Source organism: Diaphorobacter sp. J5-51 (genome assembly GCF_001023515.1).
Classification (GTDB): domain Bacteria; phylum Pseudomonadota; class Gammaproteobacteria; order Burkholderiales; family Burkholderiaceae_C; genus Diaphorobacter; species Diaphorobacter nitroreducens.
The window spans coordinates 12,994-31,308 of record NZ_JSYI01000017.1 but is presented as its reverse complement, the minus strand read 5'-3'; the positions used below and the strand labels follow the sequence as shown (position 1 = coordinate 31,308).

At 63.4% G+C, this 18,315-nt stretch carries 21 protein-coding genes, 2 tRNA genes and 2 pseudogenes; 9 read left to right on the top strand and 16 right to left on the bottom strand.

The window, feature by feature from the left end; all coding sequences use genetic code 11:
* The first annotated feature begins 93 nt into the window (after nucleotides 1-93).
* Together purB and OX89_RS02335 are read left to right on the top strand one after the other, a co-directional pair.
* Complete coding sequence (gene purB / locus OX89_RS02340; protein ID WP_047349404.1) at nucleotides 94-1,473, top strand: adenylosuccinate lyase; 1,380 nt, start codon at nucleotides 94-96, stop codon at nucleotides 1,471-1,473.
* Between the two features lie 76 nt (nucleotides 1,474-1,549).
* Nucleotides 1,550-2,110 (top strand): YaeQ family protein, encoded by a 561-nt coding sequence (locus OX89_RS02335; RefSeq protein WP_011807110.1) that lies wholly within the window; start codon nucleotides 1,550-1,552, stop codon nucleotides 2,108-2,110.
* A 73-nt stretch (nucleotides 2,111-2,183) separates the two neighbouring features.
* On the opposite strand, the gene OX89_RS02330 is transcribed toward OX89_RS02335, so the two are convergent.
* Together OX89_RS02330 and OX89_RS02325 are read right to left on the bottom strand one after the other, a co-directional pair.
* A complete protein-coding gene (locus OX89_RS02330; RefSeq protein ID WP_011807111.1) occupies nucleotides 2,184-2,489 on the bottom strand; it encodes a putative signal transducing protein in 306 nt (101 codons plus the stop codon).
* Nucleotides 2,490-2,529: 40 nt separating this feature from the next.
* The gene (locus tag OX89_RS02325; protein ID WP_047349420.1) at nucleotides 2,530-2,973 is read right to left on the bottom strand and encodes a DUF3717 domain-containing protein; all 444 of its coding nucleotides are present in this window, start codon (nucleotides 2,971-2,973) and stop codon (nucleotides 2,530-2,532) included.
* A 514-nt stretch (nucleotides 2,974-3,487) separates the two neighbouring features.
* Between OX89_RS02325 and OX89_RS02320 the strand changes: the two genes are divergently transcribed.
* From OX89_RS02320 to OX89_RS02310, 3 genes are all read left to right on the top strand, one after another.
* On the top strand, nucleotides 3,488-4,219 hold the full coding sequence (locus OX89_RS02320) for a TerC family protein (protein WP_011807113.1): 732 nt from the start codon (nucleotides 3,488-3,490) through the stop codon (nucleotides 4,217-4,219).
* A 48-nt stretch (nucleotides 4,220-4,267) separates the two neighbouring features.
* The gene (locus OX89_RS02315; protein ID WP_047349403.1) at nucleotides 4,268-4,741 is read left to right on the top strand and encodes a hypothetical protein; all 474 of its coding nucleotides are present in this window, start codon (nucleotides 4,268-4,270) and stop codon (nucleotides 4,739-4,741) included.
* A 141-nt stretch (nucleotides 4,742-4,882) separates the two neighbouring features.
* Nucleotides 4,883-5,239 carry a phage holin family protein gene (locus tag OX89_RS02310; protein WP_041836445.1) on the top strand — a complete coding sequence of 119 codons (357 nt, stop codon included), beginning with the start codon at nucleotides 4,883-4,885 and terminating at the stop codon, nucleotides 5,237-5,239.
* Here OX89_RS02310 and OX89_RS02305 read toward each other — a convergent pair.
* Nucleotides 5,207-6,542: pseudogene (locus OX89_RS02305) on the bottom strand (M48 family metallopeptidase); the annotation flags it as partial. The gene OX89_RS02310 and the pseudogene OX89_RS02305 sit on opposite strands and share 33 nt — an antisense overlap.
* A gap of 210 nt (nucleotides 6,543-6,752) precedes the next feature.
* On the opposite strand from OX89_RS02305, the gene moaC (OX89_RS02300) reads away from it, so the two are divergent.
* Together moaC (OX89_RS02300) and OX89_RS02295 are read left to right on the top strand one after the other, a co-directional pair.
* The gene (moaC, locus tag OX89_RS02300; RefSeq protein WP_047349402.1) at nucleotides 6,753-7,253 is read left to right on the top strand and encodes a cyclic pyranopterin monophosphate synthase MoaC; all 501 of its coding nucleotides are present in this window, start codon (nucleotides 6,753-6,755) and stop codon (nucleotides 7,251-7,253) included.
* Nucleotides 7,254-7,313: 60 nt separating this feature from the next.
* On the top strand, nucleotides 7,314-7,919 hold the full coding sequence (locus OX89_RS02295; protein WP_047349401.1) for a Uma2 family endonuclease: 606 nt from the start codon (nucleotides 7,314-7,316) through the stop codon (nucleotides 7,917-7,919).
* Here the strand turns inward: OX89_RS02295 and OX89_RS02290 are convergent.
* Nucleotides 7,876-8,661 (bottom strand): Wzy polymerase domain-containing protein, encoded by a 786-nt coding sequence (locus OX89_RS02290; protein WP_084001966.1) that lies wholly within the window; start codon nucleotides 8,659-8,661, stop codon nucleotides 7,876-7,878. The two genes, OX89_RS02295 and OX89_RS02290, sit on opposite strands and share 44 nt — an antisense overlap.
* 118 nt (nucleotides 8,662-8,779) lie before the next feature.
* On the opposite strand from OX89_RS02290, the gene moaC (OX89_RS02285) reads away from it, so the two are divergent.
* A complete protein-coding gene (gene moaC / locus OX89_RS02285) occupies nucleotides 8,780-9,265 on the top strand; it encodes a cyclic pyranopterin monophosphate synthase MoaC (protein WP_047349400.1) in 486 nt (161 codons plus the stop codon).
* 25 nt (nucleotides 9,266-9,290) lie between these two features.
* Here moaC (OX89_RS02285) and OX89_RS02280 read toward each other — a convergent pair.
* From OX89_RS02280 to OX89_RS02265, 4 genes and pseudogenes are all read right to left on the bottom strand, one after another.
* A tRNA-Arg gene (locus tag OX89_RS02280) sits at nucleotides 9,291-9,367 on the bottom strand.
* A gap of 59 nt (nucleotides 9,368-9,426) precedes the next feature.
* Nucleotides 9,427-9,738 carry a nucleotidyltransferase family protein gene (locus OX89_RS02275; protein WP_011807118.1) on the bottom strand — a complete coding sequence of 104 codons (312 nt, stop codon included), beginning with the start codon at nucleotides 9,736-9,738 and terminating at the stop codon, nucleotides 9,427-9,429.
* A complete protein-coding gene (locus tag OX89_RS17890) occupies nucleotides 9,735-10,184 on the bottom strand; it encodes an HI0074 family nucleotidyltransferase substrate-binding subunit (protein WP_011807119.1) in 450 nt (149 codons plus the stop codon). The genes OX89_RS02275 and OX89_RS17890 overlap by 4 nt, the downstream gene beginning before the upstream one ends.
* Before the next feature lie 260 nt (nucleotides 10,185-10,444).
* A pseudogene (locus OX89_RS02265) lies at nucleotides 10,445-10,692 on the bottom strand (peptidase M48); the annotation flags it as partial.
* 1 nt (nucleotide 10,693) lies between these two features.
* On the opposite strand from OX89_RS02265, the gene moaC (OX89_RS02260) reads away from it, so the two are divergent.
* A partial coding sequence (gene moaC, locus OX89_RS02260) for a cyclic pyranopterin monophosphate synthase MoaC (protein WP_234305474.1) occupies nucleotides 10,694-11,196 on the top strand: 503 nt, incomplete at its 5' end.
* Nucleotides 11,197-11,258: 62 nt separating this feature from the next.
* On the opposite strand, the gene OX89_RS02255 is transcribed toward moaC (OX89_RS02260), so the two are convergent.
* From OX89_RS02255 to sucC, 8 genes are all read right to left on the bottom strand, one after another.
* A tRNA-Arg gene (locus OX89_RS02255) sits at nucleotides 11,259-11,330 on the bottom strand.
* Between the two features lie 353 nt (nucleotides 11,331-11,683).
* Nucleotides 11,684-12,475 (bottom strand): TfpX/TfpZ family type IV pilin accessory protein, encoded by a 792-nt coding sequence (gene tfpZ / locus OX89_RS02250; RefSeq protein ID WP_047349397.1) that lies wholly within the window; start codon nucleotides 12,473-12,475, stop codon nucleotides 11,684-11,686.
* Nucleotides 12,476-12,535: 60 nt separating this feature from the next.
* The gene (locus tag OX89_RS02245) at nucleotides 12,536-13,123 is read right to left on the bottom strand and encodes a pilin (RefSeq protein WP_047349396.1); all 588 of its coding nucleotides are present in this window, start codon (nucleotides 13,121-13,123) and stop codon (nucleotides 12,536-12,538) included.
* 343 nt (nucleotides 13,124-13,466) lie between these two features.
* Nucleotides 13,467-14,102 (bottom strand): FHA domain-containing protein, encoded by a 636-nt coding sequence (locus tag OX89_RS02240; protein ID WP_047349395.1) that lies wholly within the window; start codon nucleotides 14,100-14,102, stop codon nucleotides 13,467-13,469.
* 104 nt (nucleotides 14,103-14,206) lie between these two features.
* Nucleotides 14,207-15,022 (bottom strand): Stp1/IreP family PP2C-type Ser/Thr phosphatase, encoded by an 816-nt coding sequence (locus tag OX89_RS02235; RefSeq protein ID WP_047349394.1) that lies wholly within the window; start codon nucleotides 15,020-15,022, stop codon nucleotides 14,207-14,209.
* Nucleotides 15,023-15,304: 282 nt separating this feature from the next.
* Nucleotides 15,305-15,988, bottom strand: a complete 684-nt coding sequence (locus OX89_RS02230; protein ID WP_047349393.1) for a TerC family protein — start codon at nucleotides 15,986-15,988, stop codon at nucleotides 15,305-15,307.
* A 155-nt stretch (nucleotides 15,989-16,143) separates the two neighbouring features.
* Nucleotides 16,144-17,037, bottom strand: coding sequence for a succinate--CoA ligase subunit alpha (gene sucD, locus OX89_RS02225; RefSeq protein WP_015914606.1), 894 nt, complete (start codon nucleotides 17,035-17,037; stop codon nucleotides 16,144-16,146).
* Nucleotides 17,038-17,056: 19 nt separating this feature from the next.
* A complete protein-coding gene (sucC, locus tag OX89_RS02220; RefSeq protein WP_011807128.1) occupies nucleotides 17,057-18,217 on the bottom strand; it encodes an ADP-forming succinate--CoA ligase subunit beta in 1,161 nt (386 codons plus the stop codon).
* Nucleotides 18,218-18,315: the final 98 nt, after the last annotated feature.

Here is an 18,315-nt window from a genome sequence, read left to right as displayed (position 1 = left end):
TGGGGTTGGTCGGGTGAGCGCGATTCTAGGGGCGAGCGCGCCGGCCGGCCGCGGCCCTTCGGCATTCCAGGCGCCCACCTACAATGACGGCCCATGAGCCTGTCCACCATCACCGCCCTGTCGCCCCTTGACGGCCGCTACGCCGCCAAACTCTCCGCCCTGCGTCCCATCATGAGCGAGCACGGCTACATGCACCGCCGCGTGCAGGTGGAGGTGGCCTGGTTCATCGCGCTGTCGGACGCGGGATTTGCGGAGTTCAAGCCACTGTCCACCGGCGCGCGCGCCTACCTGCTGGGCCTGGTGAAGAACTTCTCCGAGGCCGACGCGAGCGCCATCAAGGACATCGAGAAGACCACCAACCACGACGTGAAGGCCGTGGAATACTGGATCAAGTCCAAGTTCGAGGCCCGACCCGAACTGGAAAAGGCTGCCGAGTTCGTGCACTTCGCCTGCACCAGCGAGGACATCAACAACACCAGCCATGCGCTGCAGATCCGCTCGGGCCGCGACCAGGTCATCCTGCCGGGCCTGGACCGCATCGTGCTCAAGCTGCGCGAGATGGCCCACCGGTTTGCCGACGTGCCCATGCTCAGCCGCACCCACGGCCAGACCGCCAGCCCCACCACGGTGGGCAAGGAGCTGGCCAACGTGGTCGTGCGCCTGCAGGCGGCCTGCGAGCGCATCGCGGCGGTGAAGATCCTGGGCAAGATGAACGGCGCCGTGGGCAACTACAACGCCCACCTGTCGGCCTGGCCCGACTTCGACTGGGAAGCCTTCAGCCGCAAGGTCGTGGAGACGCCCGAGCCGCTGGGCCTGGGCCTCACCTTCCAGCCCTACAGCATCCAGATCGAGCCGCACGACTACATGGCCGAGCTGTTCGACGCCATCGCCCGCGCCAACACCATCCTGGTGGACCTCTCGCGCGACATCTGGGGCTACGTGAGCCTGGGCTACTTCAAGCAAAAGCTCAAGGCGGGCGAGATCGGCTCGTCCACCATGCCCCACAAAGTCAATCCCATCGACTTCGAGAACGCCGAGGGCAACCTGGGCCTGGCCAATGCGCTGCTCAGGCACCTGTCCGAAAAGCTGCCCATCAGCCGCTGGCAGCGCGACCTCACCGACAGCACCGTGCTGCGCAACATCGGCGTGGCGCTGGGCTACGCCGCGCTGGCCTATACCTCGCTGATGACCGGCCTGAACAAGCTGGAGCTGAACGAAGAAGCCCTGGCCGACGACCTCAACACCAGCTGGGAAGTGCTGGCCGAGCCCATCCAGACCGTGATGCGCCGCTACGGCGTGCAGGGCGCGTACGAGAAGCTCAAGGAAGTCACGCGCGGCAAGACCGTGACGGCCGAGGCGCTGCACGCGCTGATCAACGGCCTGGAGATCCCCCAAGCCGACAAGGACCGCCTGCTGGCCATGACGCCGGGCAGCTACACCGGCAAGGCGGCCGAGCTGGCGCGCCGCGTCTGATCCAGCCGGTTTGAGCCTTTTTGCCTGCCCGCGCTTGCCAGCCAAGCGCGGGCAGCTCTCATTTTGAAAGCATCCCATGGCCCTCAAGTCCACCATCTTCAAGGCGAACCTGCAAATCGCGGACATCGACCACGGCTACTACGCCGACCATGCACTCACCCTGGCGCGCCACCCCAGCGAAACCGACGAGCGCATGATGGTGCGGCTGGCCGCCTTGGCGCTGCAGGCCCATGAACTGCAGGACACCTGCCAGGGCGATGGCACGCTGGCGTTCGGCGCGGGCCTGTCCGATCCGGAGGACCCGGACGTATCGCTGACCGACTTCACGGGTCGTAAGCGGTTGTGGATCGAGGTCGGGCAGCCCGAGGACAAGCCGCTGACCAAGGCCTGCAGCAAATCCGATGCGGTCATCGTTTATTGTTTTCACCACGCAGCCGAGGTGTGGTGGAAGGGCATCGAGAACAAGCTCACGCGGCTGGACAAGCTGCAGGTCTGGCGCCTGCCCGCCGACGCCGCCCAGCAACTGGCGACACTGGCCGAGCGCAGCATGCAGTTGCAGGCGACGGTGCAGGAAGGCGGCCTCACGCTGAGCAGCACCCTGGGCAGCGTGCATGTGGAACCGCTGCGCTGGAAGTAACGTGGCGTTTTGAGCAAAAAACACCTCTAGCGCCCGACCAACAAACGCCACCAGCTCCTGAATAAATAGCAATCTACTGCGGCATCAAGGCGCCGCAATTCCAGCACTGCTCGAAGCCGCCCTCGATCGCCTCACCGCACGCGTGGCAGCGCCACTGGCGCTGCGGTAGATGCTGGAACTCCCGCAGCAGCGCACGGGCGCGTTCTGCATGTTCGGGGTACGTCAGCCAGATCTCGGGCAGGCACTCCCCTGGCGGCAGGTGGCCCGCCGCCGCGCCCAGATGCTGGCGCTGCACGCTGGCGGGCATGCCGGCTTCGCACAGCAGGTCGCGCCACAGCGTGGCCATGGCGATATCGGGGGCCTGGGTCAAACGCAGCATGCGGCCACCTTAGCCGGCGCGCGCCCCGCCGTAAAGCCGGTCAACCAGCGCCGGGAGCGCCGCCGGCGCAATCGGCGGGGCGCTCGGCCGCACGTTCGGCATAGCGCGTGAAGCGCAGCGCCGTGCCCTCGCGGGTGATGCGCCGCCACACGGCGCGCTTGTCCATCGGGCTCATCGCCAACCAGTGCTGCACCTCGGCAAAGCTGCGCCCGCAGCCCTTGCACCATTCATCCCCCTGGCTGGTGGAGCAGATGGCGATACACGGTGTGTCGGGTGTGGTCTCGTACCAGGCTAGCCACGCCGCCAGCGCCGCGGCGGGCATCTGCTGCGGCGCCACGTCCTCGGCCCGCGCAAACACCATGCGGCCATACACATCGGCCAGCGCCTCGATTTCCGGCGCCAGCCCCACGCCATCGGGCGATGGGGCGCGGGTGCGCCAATGGTTGATGGCGGCTTCGATATCGGCGATGTGGATGCAGGACATGGCGGGTAAGGGCGCGCCGATGATACCGCCCGTCCCGGTGTGTTCCATGCGCATGGCGGCGGGGCCGCCAGGGCCATTCGCTATGTTTTAAATAGCATGGCAGACATATTCCGTCGCGCGTCTGGCAACATTTTCTTCAAACCGCCTTGCGCAAAAAACGCCTGCCGCTTGCGCGCCGCCCTCGTGCCATGTTCCAATCGCAGGTTCGAAGGGGAGTAGCTCCTGACCTCCAAGTCCTGACGGCCATCGGCCTCGGGGTGCGGAGGCTCTCGGTCTGTCGTCAGTACGAAGCGCACCGCTTCCGGCAGCCCGGGCCCGGCATGCGCCACGCATCGCACGCGGGCTGAGCAAGACCTTTGATGGCCCTGCGGGGCTGATCAAGACCTCTTCGCGCGTCGCAACCCACGCGGGTGGACGAGTCCCTGGTCACCGTGCAGTGTCTCTCTTGCGGAGCCGCCCACCGCCACCTACAGTGGCTGCGGGCCTCCTTTCGGTTACTGATAACGAGGACTTTATGGAATTTCTGACTTCACCCGAGTTCTGGGTTGCACTGGGGCAGATCATCATCATCGACATCCTGCTCGGTGGTGACAACGCCGTGGTGATCGCCCTGGCCTGCCGCAAGCTGCCGCCCGCGCAGCGCACCAAGGGCATCATCTGGGGCACGGCGGGCGCCATCATCCTGCGCGTGGTCCTGATTGCCTTCGCGATGACGCTGTTGAACCTGCCCTTCCTGAAAGTGGTGGGCGCCATCCTGCTGGTGTGGATCGGCGTGAAGCTGCTGGCCCCCGACGAGGACGGCCACGGCAGCGTGGCCGAGAGCGACAAGCTGCTGGCCGCCATCAAGACCATCATCGTGGCCGACCTGGTGATGAGCGTGGACAACGTGATCGCCATTGCCGGCGCCGCGCAGAACGCGGGCGACCACTCGCTGCTGCTGGTGGTGCTGGGCCTGCTGATCTCCATCCCGATCATCGTGTGGGGCAGCCAACTGGTCATCAAGCTCATGGAGCGCTTCCCGGTCATCATCACCGCCGGCGGCATGCTGCTGGGCTGGATCGCCGGCGGCATGCTGGTCTCCGACCCCGCGCTGGCCAACCCCGACAAGTGGCAGTGGATGTTCAAGCTGGAGCAGTCCGACACCCTGAAGTACGCCGCCAGCGTGGCCGGCGCCCTGCTGGTGCTGGTGGTCGGCAAGGCCATCGTCGCGCAGCGCGGCAAGACGGCCCCTGCACAGCACGGCTGAAACAGGCCTTCCTGCACACGCACCCATAGGCCCGACAGGAGATCCGCCATGGACAAGGTCATCGTGTATGTGGACGACGCAGGCTACGCGCGGCAAGTCCTGGAGCCGCTGGCGGCCCCCGCCACTGCGGGCACGATCCACTGGGTGCTGGTGGCCTGCGCACCGCGCATGACGCACCGCATCAGCAAATGGGTGAGCCATAGCGCACGCGAGAACTGGCGCGCCAAATGGGCGGACAAGCTGTTTGCCCAGCTGCAACCCTGGCTGCGGGCGGAGGGTGCGCCCATCAGCACGGTACTGGCCAAGGGGCCGCTGCCCGAGCTGCTGGCGCAGCTGCAGGCTGAGCATGGCGCGTGCAGGGTGGTAGACGCCCGTCGCCCCAAACTGGAACAGGAGGTGAACACCCCGACCGACGCAGCGCCCGCCGCCGCGCCGGTCATCGTGCGCAAACCGCCACGGCGCTGGACGGTGCCCGGCTCGCTCGCCAGCCTGGGCCTACTGTTCATGCTGGCCGCCGACTGATCGGCACGGCAGGACTCGGCAAAACCACTGTTCAGCCCAGCCGGCCCATCGCGTGCAAGCGCAGATGGGCCGGCTTTTTTACACGCTCTCATGCCACATGCGGCGCGGCGCATTCACCGGCCCGGTGCTATGCTGCGCGCCATGCGACTACTGCTCAAATGGCTGCTGAGCGCGGCCGCCCTGCTTTGCGTGGCCTACCTCTACAGCGGCGTGGAGGTGCGCAGCTTCGGCGCTGCGCTGATCGCGGCCTTTGTGATCGGCCTGTTCAACGTGGTGCTGCGCCCGGTCCTCGTGGTGCTGACGCTGCCGGTGACCATCGTCACCATCGGGCTGTTCCTCTTCGTGATCAACGCGCTCATGTTCTGGGCCGCCGCGTCGGTGCTGGGCGACGGTTTCCAGGTACACGGCTTTACCGCCGCGCTGATCGGTTCGCTGATCTACTCTCTGCTGGGCATGCTGATCGAATCAGCGCTCGGCGGCCTGTTCCTTAAGAAGTGACTCCACGGCACGCAGGCGCGTGTCGATGATCGACGCTTCGATGTAATCCCCCGCCGCGCTGCTGCGCCGCGCAAGGTCCTGCCCCGCCTTGAAACGATCCACCGCGGCCGCGTAGTCATAGCGTGCGGCGTGTGCCTCGGCCTCGGCGCGCACGGCGCGCAGGGGCTGCCCCTGCTGTTGCCATACCTGCGCCAGCGCCTGCCAGACGGTCGCGTCCCGAGGATGCGTGGCCACCCAGGTCTGCAAGGGCCCCGCCATCTCGCCTGCCGCGCCCGTGCGCAGCAGGGCCTGGGTGCGCAGCAGCATCTCTGGCCGTGCGGGCGCGGGCGCGCTGGGCACACCGCTGCCTTCCGTGACGACGCTGCCCTGCAGGTACGTCAGCGCCGCGGGCGCATCGCCCGCAGCCAGCTCCAGCTCGGCACCCAGCAGGCGCGCCTGGCGCAACGCGGCAGCATCGGTACCTGCGCTGGACTGCAGCGCACGCAACGCCTTGCGCGCAGCCGCCATGTCGCCCAACTGCACCGCGCTGAGGGTGGCCGCATACCAGGCCGCCACCCGCTGCGGTGCGGGCCGTGCGGCAAAGCCGGCGTCCTGCGGCTCGGCAACCCACTGTCGCCAAGCGTCGACACCGGGGCGCATCAGCACGCGCGCGCGCGCAGCCATCATCAGGTGCTCCAGCGTAGCCCGCGCGGGCTGCGCCGCACCCGGCGGAATGCGGCTGTGCATGTCCGCAATGCGCTGCGTGGTCAAGGGGTGGCTGCGCAGGTAGGGCCAACTGCCGTTGTCGTTGATGCGGTTGGCCTGCTGCAGCTTGTCGAACATGCCCACGAAGCCCTGCGGCGCAAAACCGGCGGGCGCCATCAGGCCGTAGCCCACACGGTCGGCCTCGCGCTCCATGTCGCGCGAGAAGTTCAGCTGGCTCTGCACGGCCAGCGCCTGCCCACCCACCATCAGGGCCTGGGCCGCATCGGGGCTGCGGCTCGCAGCCAGCGCGCCGAGGATCAGCGCACCCAGCATCAGCGGCGTCTGCCGCCCCTGCTGCGCGATCAGGCGTGAAATATGGCGCTGGGTGACATGGCTGAGTTCGTGCGCCAGCACCGACGCGAGTTCGTCGCGCGTGCTCACCACGCCGATCAGCCCGAGATGCACGCCGAAGTAGCCGCCCGGCAGGGCAAATGCGTTCACCGTACGGTCTCGACCCAGCAAGATCTCCCAGGCAAAGCGTTCCTCGAGTTCGGGCGACAATTCCCCCCGCGCCTTGGCGGCCTGCACCAGTGGCAGGAACAGGCTCTGCACATACTCGNACAGCCGGTGCTTGCAGGGAGCCAAATGCTATAAAAAAAGAAGCTGCCAGCGCTTTCCAGCTGGGCGCTGGAAGCCAATTTTGTAGAGAACCTTGCACAACACTCCTTCACCCGCGCGAACGGGCCGGCCATCAATCGCGGCCATCTGCACATGGCCGTATGATGCCCCGGCCATTGGAATGTTTCGCACCCGGTTGTAAACCCGCCTTATGACAACGTCCCCCTCCCCCCTCACCCACTTCGACGCCCAAGGCCAGGCCCACATGGTCGACGTAGGTGCCAAAGCCGCCACCCACCGCGTGGCCGTGGCCAGCGGCCGCATCGAAATGTTGCCCGCCACGCTGGCGCTCATCGAGGCCGGCAACGCCAAGAAGGGGGATGTGCTGGGCATCGCCCGCATCGCCGGCATCCAGGGCGCCAAGAAGACCAGCGACCTCATCCCCCTGTGCCACCCCTTGGCACTGACCCGCGTGGCGCTGGACTTTGCCCCCGCCAGTGCACAGTACCCCGGCGCCACCGGCATTGCCTGCACCGCCACGGTGGAAACCGTGGGCCCCACGGGCGTGGAGATGGAGGCCCTCACCGCCGTGCAGGTGGCCCTGCTCACCATTTACGACATGTGCAAGGCGGCCGACCGCGGCATGTCCATCCACGACGTGCGCGTGCTGCAAAAGCACGGGGGCAAGTCGGGGAGTTATGTGGCGGACTGATGCACGATGCTCCTTGCCAGGCGCAGACTGCTACCATGACCACCTACCCCGGAGCGAGCCATGTCCCTACCCGCACCACAGCCGTTTTTTGATGCCCAGGCCTACCTTGCCTGGGAGGCCGAGCAAAGCACCAAGCACGAGTACCACGACGGTGAGGTATTTGCGATGGCGGGCGCGTCAGACGCCCATGTGACGGTGGCAGGCAATGTGTACATGGCCCTGCGCAACCACCTGCGCGGCAGCCCCTGCAGCGTGTTCATCTCTGACATGAAGCTGCGCGTGGAAGAAGACAACGCGTTTTTTTACCCCGATGTCTTCGTCACCTGCGCCGACAGCGACCGTGGGCAGAGCCACAGCAAGAGTGCCCCGGTGCTCGTGGTGGAAGTGCTGTCCCCCGCCACCAGCGCCTACGACCGTGGCGCCAAGTTTGCCGCCTACCGCAAGCTGCCCACACTGCGCGAATACGCCCTGATCGATCCCGAGCGCCTGAGCCTGGACTTATTCCGCCGCGATGGCGACAGCAAGCGCTGGGTGCTGCACCCCATCGAGGCTGGGGGCCACGTCGAATGGGCCAGTGTGGGCCTGCAAGTGCCGCTGGAGGCCCTGTACGAAGACGTGCCTATTACGACGGGGCCACAACCACACCCGGCGCCCGACCAGGCATAAGCGGCTCGCCCGACGCCCCGTTCTTCTTCTGCCAGCGCGCATGGTCTTTGGGGTACGCCACCCGGTAGCGCTGCAAATGGAACGCGGCTTCGTCGTCCAGGCCCAGCAGGGTGGCGCTTTCGATCAGGCGCTCGATCACGCGGGGCTCGGGTGAATAGTGCAGCATGCGCAGGGCCAGCGCCTGCCCGCCCACCATCAGGGCCTGGGCCGCATCGGGACTGCGACTGGCCGCCAGGGCGCCCAGGATCATGGTGCCCAGCATCAGCGGCGTCTGCCGCCCCTGCTGCGCGATCAGGCGTGAAATATGGCGCTGGGTGACATGGCTGAGTTCGTGCGCCAGCACCGACGCGAGCTCGTCGCGCGTACTCACCACGCCGATCAGCCCCAGGTGCACGCCGAAGTAGCCCCCAGGGAGGGCGAAAGCATTCACCGTCCGGTCCTTGCCCAACAGCACCTCCCAGGCAAAGCGCTCTTCCAGCTCGGGAGACAGCTCACCCCGCGCCTTAGCCGCCGAACGCAGCGACTGGAACAGTCCATCGACATATTCATGGAGAACCGCATCGTCGATGTAGTCCGGATCGCGATAGAGCTCACGAATGATGCTGTCGCCCAGCTTGCGCTCGGCGCTGGTCGTCATCTCCGCACCATCGCCCAGCATGGGCAAAGCGCTCTGCGCATGGACGCTCGGCGCCAGCAGACCTTCCAATGCTATTAAAAAAGAAGCTGCTAGCGCTTTACCCATCTGCCCTAGAGCCCAATTTGGCTTGAAGTTTCGCACAAGACTCCCCAGTCCAACCCTGCGGTACATCGCCGTATGATGCCCTCACTCCCTGATTGTTTCGCCCTGCTTGTAACCCGCCATGTCCACGCCTTTTCCCCCCCTCACCCATTTCGACGCCGAAGGCCGCGCCCATATGGTGGATGTGGGCGCCAAGCAGCACACCCATCGCATTGCCGTAGCGACCGGGCGCATCACCATGCTGCCCGCGACCCTGGAGCTCATTGCATCAGGCACTGCCAAGAAAGGAGATGTGCTCGGGGTGGCACGCATCGCCGGCATCATGGCTGCCAAGAAAACCAGCGAGCTGATCCCCCTGTGCCACCCGCTGGCCTTGACACGCGTAGCGGTGGAATTTGAACTGCTGCGCGCCGACAACGCCGTGCAGTGCAAAGCCACCGCAGAAACCGTGGGCCCGACCGGGGTGGAAATGGAAGCCCTCACCGCCGTGCAGATCGCGCTGCTGACCATCTACGACATGTGCAAGGCCGCAGACAAGCGCATGGTGATGACCGGCGTGCAGGTGCTGGAAAAGCATGGCGGCAAGTCGGGAAGCTTTGTGGCCTGAGGGAGCCACACCCTATGCCGTGAGATGGCCTGCCCGGAGGGACTCGAACCCCCGACCTATTGCTTAGAAGGCAATTGCTCTATCCGGTTGAGCTACGGGCAGCATGCGCAGGAAAGGGCGGATCATACGAGGAAACCCCCTCGGACTGGCGCTTGACGGGCTCAAAGAAGAACCTTCTCGCGCTCCACCCGCTGCAGGAAATCAGGCGGCAAACCCCGCCGCTCCACCACATCCACCCTGAAGGGCAAATCGCTTTGCTCGAACGCATCCTCCAGTGCCGCCCATTCATCCCAGGCCAGCGGCTGCCGGGTCTGCAGCAACAAATCCACGTCCGAGAAAGGGCGAGCCCTACCCGCCGCGCGCGATCCAAACACCCAGACCCGTGCCCCAGGCACCGCCGCATCTACGATGCGGCGGATTTCGCTGCGCTGGGCTGGGCTGAGCGCAAGGGAGGCAACAGGGCCGGTGCTCATGAGTCTGCCTGCTCGCGTGCGACAGCCCGCTCCAGCGCTTGCAGCAACGCCAGGGCATCGTGGCTGAACGCACCAATGGCAGCCGCCACTTGCGCCGCCTTGGCCTCATCGTAGGTGTGGCTGGTGGCATTGCGCATGGCACGCCAGCGGCGCCAAGCCTGCGGGTCTTGCAACAGCCCGGCATCCGCCCCCAACCTCACAAGGTCATTGAAAGACAAATCCTGAACCAGATCGGCAGCCAGAGACCGCTCAACCAGCACACGCCGCAGCATGCGCAGTGCGATCTCGTAGGTGTACTCGAAGGACTGGATCACCGCCGAGCGCAAATGCGGCTTGAATACCGAGCCCTCCGGCTGATCCTGCCAAAGCTGCAAAGCCTCCGCCATTTGCGCATACGACTTGCGCAGGGCTGTCAGGTCAATGCTGGGAGTCGATGAAACAGGCATGGCCGCATTGTGGCAGCGGAATAGGAGGCACGGCAAATGGACTGCTGGAACTTTGCCCCCAACGCATCTGCGTGATGTGGGCAAAGTCGTCGAAGCCGCGCCGGAGCGATGGGCCAATGCGGCCGCCACCCGTCCTGTAATGGACCCATGACCCTTCGTCTCTCGAAGAAAACTGCCCGCCGCGTCAGGCACACACTCGCCCTCTAATGCGCGCATGAGCGGCGATGCGCTGATCGTTCAATTCTGCACCTCAAATCCATCCCCCGGCAAAAAACGGCCTGCACCAGTGGCTGGAATAGGCCCTGCACATACTCATTCAGCACCGCGTCATCGATGTAATCCGGGTCGCGGTACAGCTCGCGGATGATGCGGTCGCCCAGCTTGCGCTCCGCACTGGTCGTCATCTCCAGGCCGTCTCCCAGTGTGGGCAGCGATGGCTGTGCCATCACAGCCGGTGCTTGCAGGGAGCCAAATGCTATAAAAAAAGAAGCTGTCAGCGCTTTCCAGTNTGACAACGTCCCCCTCCCCCCTCACCCACTTCGACGCCCAAGGCCAAGCCCACATGGTGGACGTCGGCGCCAAACCGGCCACGCACCGCGTGGCCATTGCCACGGGCCGCATCGAGATGCAGCCCGCCACACTGGCGCTGGTCGAGTCGGGCACCGCCAAGAAGGGCGACGTACTCGGCGTAGCGCGCATCGCCGGCATCATGGCCGCCAAGAAGACCAGCGAGCTGATCCCGCTATGCCACCCCTTGGCACTGACGCGGGTGGCGGTGGACTTCGTGCTGCACCCCGAAGACAGCGCCGTGCAGTGCTCCGCCACGGTGGAAACCGTGGGCCCCACAGGGGTGGAGATGGAGGCTTTGACGGCGGTGCAGGTAGCGCTGCTGACGGTTTACGACATGTGCAAGGCGGCTGATAAGCGCATGGTGATCACCGGCGTGCAGGTACTGGAAAAGCACGGGGGAAAGTCTGGGAGCTTCGTCCATCCCCCTGGAGGTGCGGGGTGATTTTGGGCGTAAAGCCAATCGCAGCAAGCGCTAGCAGCTATGTTTTTGGGAGCGCTGAGGCTGGCCCCCGGAGGGACTCGAACCCCCGACCTATTGCTTAGAAGGCAATTGCTCTATCCGGTTGAGCTACGGGCAGTGGCAGGGCCGGTGCGGGCCGCAAGGTCAGAAATCATAATGGCTCGCTGGGGCTTCCATGCCGCCCTATAGAAGAAAGCACTCTGACGCACGCCCATTGAACTGCAAAACGACCACCTTATCGCGTCCTGGAAAACGGGCATGCCGACAATCACAAGCCTGTTGAAGGCCGTTCATCTCGCGGCTGATGCGTCAAGCGCCATCCCAGGCGCTGTTGCGACGCTGGCGTGGGATGGGGTATTCGGTGATGCCTGTGGTCCAGCACAAGCGGTTGAACAGGCGCCCTTGCAACCGCATTGCTTTGTAGATGGCACCGTTGCCCGTGTCCAGTGCAAGGCAGTTGAATTTCCATTCAGGGAACTTCGAACCCGTCTCCCGGCAAGAAACCTAGAATAATGGCTGAATCATTGAGGATCGCGACCCATTCTTGTTTTTGTTGCACAGGAAGAAAAAATGCCTTCTCCATGGACGTCTGGGTTTTTTTGAGAATTTCTTGCAAATCTGCAGATTGCTTTGGATAGTGTGCCGCGAAGTTTTTCGCTGGCCTGGCACGGCGCAGCACCCGTTCTTTTTCTACCTCGTCGTACGGTATATAGAATTCTGGCCTCTGTGAATAATCACGCCCGCCGAATATGGATTCGAAGAGCACGCTCTGGCGTTCTTCGCGGGTATTCGGGATCCGGATTCCAACGGTGATGGGGCCCTTGTGCCACCGTGGTTGGAGGGAAGGCTCCAGTCCCTTCAATGCAGCCTTGACATCGTTTTCATTGCCAAAATCAGGCATGCCGATGGCTCGAAAACGGTCCACCTCATGCACCAGAAACAAGGGCCTGGCTTGGTAAGCAGTATGAATTCCGTAAGCCAGTGCCCCCACCTGAATCACGGCAATCAAGGCGAGATCTATCAAGAGCTCACGACGGCTTTTGGATGGATTAAAGACCACCAACGTGAGAAGCGGGCCACAAACAACATCCACCCCTACCACAATGAGAAAGAGCTTCAAGCCGCCGGAAAGGTTGTGGTAAGGCGCGGGATACCAAATGCCAAATACCACCGCTGCGACCGCAAAAGCAACCGCCACCGACACAAGAAAATGGCAGGCGGCGGCTTTGGCGGCTCGATGCATGCGCAGCGAAAAATCCATATTCAAATTTCCATATAAAAAAGAGCGCCTGAGCGCTCTTTTCAGATCATGCACCGAGGCTTAACGGCATTCGGAAGGCATGTACTTTGCGGGAACTGGTGTGGCCGGAACAGTTCTGTTATTCAGGCCACGCTGAGTCGCTGCCACGTTGGTGGCGCTGGTGCAGGCCCAGTCAACAGCGCCTTGGGCGCCAGCCACGGGAATGGCACCGTTCACGTTAGGAGCCAAGTTGAATGTACGACCGTTGAGGCCGGTAGGAATACCATTCCCGGCGGTGGCTGCAAGCGCGACCGACACCACCCAGTTGGTGGCAGGGTTCGGAAAGGCAGCACAGGCTGCAGCCGTCGGAGCACCACCTGCTGCCGCGTTGAATACGCAGTAGTTGAGGACGTACTTGGAAGACTTCTGGGCCGTAGGCGTGGCATTGATGGCCGTGGCTGCGGAGGTCAGGCCTGTCGTGCTATCAGACTGGAAGGCTTCGCTCAGCGCGCTCTTGGCAGAAGAGCCAGCAATGACCGCCTCGGACACCTTGGCACGCACGGTGTAGTCTTGGTAGGCAGGCAGGGCCACAGCCGCCAGAATGCCGATGATCGCCACCACGATCATCAGTTCGATCAGGGTGAAACCTTGTTGCAGGGTACGCTTCATAAATCCTCCTCGGAATTAGGTAATAGCCCCCGCAGAGGAATCCTGCGGGTTGAGAAAACTTGAGCAGCTTCTGTGCCAACATCAGAATGCAACCAAACGTTGCAGCGCGCGACATTTTTCACCCGTTTCCCAAACCCCGCAAAGGAAAAGTCTAACCAATCGGTCACACGTCGACACATTTGTCACCCCAAGGTGTTCTACGTGGAGAACTACGCAATTCGGTCTGTTAGAGGCAGCGCGGCATTCTGCGACCCGCGGCAGCACCCCTTCTCCCATCAGGCGCTAACGGCTTTTAAAAGCGAAGCGCTAATGATCGCCACACTAGCGTTGCCCTCTGCACGCTCTAGCCCTGCACAAACTCCATCTCGGTACTGGCCAGAGCGATGCGGTCACCATTCTTGAGAGTTATGGGGTCCACTCCAATGCGCGTACCGTTCAGCAACGGAAAGTCCCCCCCCTCCACATGGGCCAGCACAAAGCCGCTGTGCCGCTTGGTGATGGAGGCCACGGCCACGCCTGGCTTGCCAATGGTGGTAACCACTTTTGTCAGAGCCACCTCACGGCCGGCGGCGGGGCCGTTCATCACCCGCACGGCGGCGCTCAGCACGACTGGCGCAGGGGCCGCAGGCTTGCCCAGCGGCGGCAACATGCCGGGCTTGAAGACCATCGTCTTCTCATAGTCATGACCAGGCTCTTCGTGCAGGAAGCGGATCTTGTACTTCCCCAATTCCACCGTGTCGCCGTTGCGCAAAGGCTGTCGCTTGATGGCCTTGCCATTGACATAGGTGCCGTTGGTGCTACCCAGGTCCTCTACTTCCACATCATCCCCATTCATGAGGAAGACCGCATGTTCACCACTGACGGCAAGGTTGTCGATGACCACGTCGTTGTAGGGGCGGCGGCCTACCGTTGTGCGTTCCTTGGTGAAGGTAACTTCCTTGATGACAACTCCATCGATCGACACGACCATTCTGGGCATGATCACTTTTCCTTATCCAAACAACTTAGCTAGTAGAGGGAAGTAGCAATTTCCGGGCACAGGCAAATGAAGCCCTGGCGGTCGGGCTGAGCTTGGCGGAAAGGTCACGAGGTGCGCAGCAGGCGCGCCATGAGGCCGCCGCGTTTTTTGGCGTCCTGAGCGAGTTGCGTTTGCGCCAGCACTACGCTGATGTTGTCCCGCCCTCCCATGGCGTTGGCCATGGCCACCATGCGCGCCGCTTTATCTTGTAGCGCAATGGGCATCCGCGCCAGTTCGGCCAAATCTGCGTCACTCAACATATCCGTCAGGCCGTCGGAGCAAAGAATGAACAAGTCACCGGGCTCGACAGGAAATTCGTTGATTTCTATATGCACGGACACATCCACCCCCAGCGCCCGTGTCACCAGGTTGCGCTGCCCCGAAACGGCTGCTTGTGCCGGCGTGAGCAGTCCCAGGTCGATCTGCTCCTGCAACCACGAGTGGTCGCGCGTGATCTGCCGCAAGAGGCCCTCGCGCCACCGGTAGCAGCGCGAATCACCGATGTGGCCGAGAATGAGCCGGTCGTCACGGAACACGCCGACGACCAGCGTGGTACCCATTCCCAAGTACTGCGGGTTGGACATCGAGGCGCCGAGGATCGCGTGGTTCGCATTGTCCACACAGGCCTCTAGTGCATGCCGTACATCCGAAGGCGATGCCGCGGAGCCGTCGCCTTGCAGCCAGCGGACCATCTCGGTGCCGATGTAGGTGATCGCCATCCCGGCAGCCACCTCGCCCGCGTTGTAGCCCCCCATGCCGTCGGCCAGGATGACCATCTGCGCCGTCTCATGGATGGCCACAGCGTCTTCGTTGTTGGAGCGCACCCGCCCCGTGTCCGTCAACGCGCAGAATTCGTAGCTCAGCATCGGCAGAGGTTTCATAAGAGACTCCCGCGATACGCCTCACGCGAAGGCGCTTTACATGCGGTTGAGGAGGGCATCGCTGCATATCCCTCACAACCGGCATTGCGGGACTGCGCATCATAGTCGAGGCGCACGGGGCGACAGGTCCGTCATGATGTTGAACGCGTGCAAGCCAGGCCCGTTGACGTGTGTTGCAAAAGAGGCCCTACGCAGCCCTTCTTGGCTGCCATTTTTGCTACTTCATGGACATGTCCGTCAGGTCGCGGCACATTCCCGTCGCACTAACGCGCGCCAGACTTCTTAGGCCTGCCGAGGTTCGCCGCGGGATTGCATCAGCTTGCCCACCATCACCACCAGCACGGCGCCCGCTAGGGCGGCTACGTAGTGGAGCCACGGGTGACCCATCGCGTAATCGTGAAGCAAGTTGTCGTTGACGATGGTCTCGCCTCCCACCCAACCGATCAGCGCGGCCCCCAGCGTGACGATGACGGGAAAGCGTTCCATGAGCTTGATCATCAGGGTGGAGCCGAAGATCACCAGCGGTACGCTGATGGCCAGCCCCAGGACGAGCAGCACCATGTTCCCCTGGGCGGTCGCGGCGACGGCTATGACGTTGTCCAGGCTCATCACCAGGTCGGCAATCAGGATGGTGCGGATGGCCGCGAACATGCCCCCGGCGGATTTGGAAGCACCGTCATCTTCCTCTTCGCCCGTGAGGAGTTGATACCCAATCCACAGCAGCAGGCAGCCCCCGACGATCTGCAGGAAGGACAGCTCCAGCAGCTTGGCCGCCACTACCGTCAATACGATGCGCAACACCACCGCCGCGCCGGAGCCGAACATGACGGCCTTCTTCTGCTGCTGCGCAGGCAGCGAACGCGCCGCCAAGGCGATGACGACAGCGTTGTCGCCCGACAAAATGATGTTGATCCAGACGATCTTCACCAGGCCGATCCAGAAATCGGCATTGCTCAAGTACTCCATTGATGGCTCCAGTGTTATGAATCGAAAACGCCAGCCTGGGTCAACCAAGCTGGCGTTTCTTTTGTGTTGGAGCTGTCAGTGTAGAGAGGGTAGACCCTCTCGCGCGTGCGTAGTTTTGCGTAACCTGGCGCGCTACACCGCGCCAGGCTCGCGGATTACAGCAGGCCCTTGAGCAGGCGACCCATCTCGGAAGGATTGCGGGTAATGGTGAAACCGCACTCTTCCATGATGGCCAGCTTGGCGTCGGCTGTATCGGCGCCGCCGGAGATCAGCGCGCCCGCATGGCCCATGCGCTTGCCCGGAGGAGCGGTCACGCCTGCGATGAAGCCCACGATGGGCTTCTTCATATTGGCCTTGCACCAGCGCGCAGCTTCTGCCTCGTCGGGGCCGCCGATCTCGCCGATCATGATCACGGCGTCGGTGTCAGGATCGTCGTTGAAAGCCTTCATCACGTCGATGTGCTTGAGGCCATTGATCGGGTCGCCGCCGATGCCGACGGCGGACGACTGGCCGATGCCCAGTTCGGTCAACTGTGCCACGGCTTCGTAGGTCAGCGTGCCGGAACGGCTCACCACGCCCACACGGCCCTTCTTGTGGATGTGACCGGGCATGATGCCGATCTTGATCTCGTCCGGCGTGATCAGGCCAGGGCAGTTGGGGCCCAGCAGCAGCGTGCGCTTGCCGCCAGCGGCTTCCTTGGCCTTCATCTTGTTGCGCACTTCAAGCATGTCGCGCACGGGAATGCCTTCGGTGATGCAGATCGCCAGGTCCAGGTCGGCCTCGACGGCTTCCCAGATGGCGGCGGCCGCGCCTGCGGGCGGCACGTAGATCACGGAGACGGTAGCACCGGTTTCCTTGGCGGCGTCCTTGACCGACCCAAAGATTGGAATGTCAAAAATCTTCTCGCCGGCCTTCTTGGGGTTCACACCCGCCACGAAGCAGTTCTTGCCGTTGGCGTATTCCTGGCACTTTTCCGTGTGGAACTGACCGGTCTTGCCGGTGATGCCCTGGGTGATGACCTTGGTGTCTTTGTTGATGTAGATCGACATGTTTTATCTCCGGGCCTGCTTAACGGACGGCTTCGACAATCTTCGTGGCGGCTTCCGCCATGGTGTCGGCGCTGATGATGGGCAGGCCGGATTCGGCCAGCATCTTCTTGCCCAGCTCTTCGTTCGTGCCCTTCATGCGCACGACCAGCGGCACCTGCAGGTTCACGGCCTTGCAGGCGGTGATCACGCCGGTGGCGATGGTGTCGCACTTCATGATGCCGCCGAAGATGTTGACCAGAATGCCCTTGACCTTGGGGTTCTTGAGCATGATCTTGAAGGCTTCGGTGACCTTCTCGGGGGTGGCGCCGCCACCCACGTCCAGGAAGTTGGCCGGCTCGCCGCCAAACAGCTTGATGGTGTCCATGGTGGCCATGGCCAGGCCCGCGCCGTTCACCAGGCAGCCGATGTTGCCGTCCAGGGAGATGTAGGCCAGATCGAACTTGGAGGCCTCGACTTCCGCCGGATCTTCCTCGTCCAGGTCGCGCAGGGCCACGATTTCCGGGTGGCGGAACAGCGCGTTGGCGTCGAAGTTGAACTTCGCGTCCAGGGCCATCAGGTTGCCCTTGGAGTCGCAATTCAGCGGGTTGATCTCGACCAGGGACGCGTCGGTGTCCATGTAGCACTTGTACAGCTTGGCGAACAGATCCACGGCCTGGTCCACCGAAGCGCCCGTCAGGCCGATGGCTGCGGCCACCTTCTTGGACTGCTCGGGCGTGATGCCGGTCAAGGGGTCGATCATCTCGGTGATGATCTTCTCGGGCGTGGAGTGGGCCACTTCCTCGATGTCCATGCCGCCTTCGCTGGAAGCGATCAGCGCCACTTTCTGCGTGCCGCGGTCGGTCACCAGAGACACATACAGTTCGTTCTTGATGTCGGCGCCATCTTCAATGTACAGGCGGCGCACCTTTTGCCCTTCAGGGCCGGTCTGGTGCGTGACCAGCTGCATGCCCAGGATCTCGCTGGCGCGTGCCTTCACGTCATCAATGGTCTTGGCCACCTTCACGCCACCGCCCTTGCCACGGCCACCGGCGTGGATCTGGGCCTTCACGACCCACACGGGGCCGCCGAGCTTTTGTGCGGCTTCCACGGCTTCTTGCACCGTGAAAGCGGGGATGCCACGCGGGACGGGCACGCCGAAACTGCGCAAGATTTCCTTGCCTTGGTATTCGTGAATCTTCATGAGGTCTCTCTCAGGGGAAGGATGGTGTTTGTACCCGTTCTGCCGAAGAGCGGAAATACAGCCGCATGCTCGGGAATGGCAGCCGGTAAATGTATCAT

What these genes read in the sequence shown, in the direction of transcription:
- purB (WP_047349404.1), top strand. Translation starts at nt 94, where the DNA reads ATGAGCCTGTCCACCATCACCGCCCTGTCGCCCCTTGACGGCCGCTAC.
- OX89_RS02335 (WP_011807110.1), top strand. Translation starts at nt 1,550, where the DNA reads ATGGCCCTCAAGTCCACCATCTTCAAGGCGAACCTGCAAATCGCGGAC.
- OX89_RS02330 (WP_011807111.1), bottom strand. Translation starts at nt 2,489, where the DNA reads ATGCTGCGTTTGACCCAGGCCCCCGATATCGCCATGGCCACGCTGTGG.
- OX89_RS02325 (WP_047349420.1), bottom strand. Translation starts at nt 2,973, where the DNA reads ATGTCCTGCATCCACATCGCCGATATCGAAGCCGCCATCAACCATTGG.
- OX89_RS02320 (WP_011807113.1), top strand. Translation starts at nt 3,488, where the DNA reads ATGGAATTTCTGACTTCACCCGAGTTCTGGGTTGCACTGGGGCAGATC.
- OX89_RS02315 (WP_047349403.1), top strand. Translation starts at nt 4,268, where the DNA reads ATGGACAAGGTCATCGTGTATGTGGACGACGCAGGCTACGCGCGGCAA.
- OX89_RS02310 (WP_041836445.1), top strand. Translation starts at nt 4,883, where the DNA reads ATGCGACTACTGCTCAAATGGCTGCTGAGCGCGGCCGCCCTGCTTTGC.
- moaC (WP_047349402.1), top strand. Translation starts at nt 6,753, where the DNA reads ATGACAACGTCCCCCTCCCCCCTCACCCACTTCGACGCCCAAGGCCAG.
- OX89_RS02295 (WP_047349401.1), top strand. Translation starts at nt 7,314, where the DNA reads ATGTCCCTACCCGCACCACAGCCGTTTTTTGATGCCCAGGCCTACCTT.
- OX89_RS02290 (WP_084001966.1), bottom strand. Translation starts at nt 8,661, where the DNA reads ATGGGTAAAGCGCTAGCAGCTTCTTTTTTAATAGCATTGGAAGGTCTG.
- moaC (WP_047349400.1), top strand. Translation starts at nt 8,780, where the DNA reads ATGTCCACGCCTTTTCCCCCCCTCACCCATTTCGACGCCGAAGGCCGC.
- OX89_RS02275 (WP_011807118.1), bottom strand. Translation starts at nt 9,738, where the DNA reads ATGAGCACCGGCCCTGTTGCCTCCCTTGCGCTCAGCCCAGCCCAGCGC.
- OX89_RS17890 (WP_011807119.1), bottom strand. Translation starts at nt 10,184, where the DNA reads ATGCCTGTTTCATCGACTCCCAGCATTGACCTGACAGCCCTGCGCAAG.
- tfpZ (WP_047349397.1), bottom strand. Translation starts at nt 12,475, where the DNA reads ATGGATTTTTCGCTGCGCATGCATCGAGCCGCCAAAGCCGCCGCCTGC.
- OX89_RS02245 (WP_047349396.1), bottom strand. Translation starts at nt 13,123, where the DNA reads ATGAAGCGTACCCTGCAACAAGGTTTCACCCTGATCGAACTGATGATC.
- OX89_RS02240 (WP_047349395.1), bottom strand. Translation starts at nt 14,102, where the DNA reads ATGCCCAGAATGGTCGTGTCGATCGATGGAGTTGTCATCAAGGAAGTT.
- OX89_RS02235 (WP_047349394.1), bottom strand. Translation starts at nt 15,022, where the DNA reads ATGAAACCTCTGCCGATGCTGAGCTACGAATTCTGCGCGTTGACGGAC.
- OX89_RS02230 (WP_047349393.1), bottom strand. Translation starts at nt 15,988, where the DNA reads ATGGAGTACTTGAGCAATGCCGATTTCTGGATCGGCCTGGTGAAGATC.
- sucD (WP_015914606.1), bottom strand. Translation starts at nt 17,037, where the DNA reads ATGTCGATCTACATCAACAAAGACACCAAGGTCATCACCCAGGGCATC.
- sucC (WP_011807128.1), bottom strand. Translation starts at nt 18,217, where the DNA reads ATGAAGATTCACGAATACCAAGGCAAGGAAATCTTGCGCAGTTTCGGC.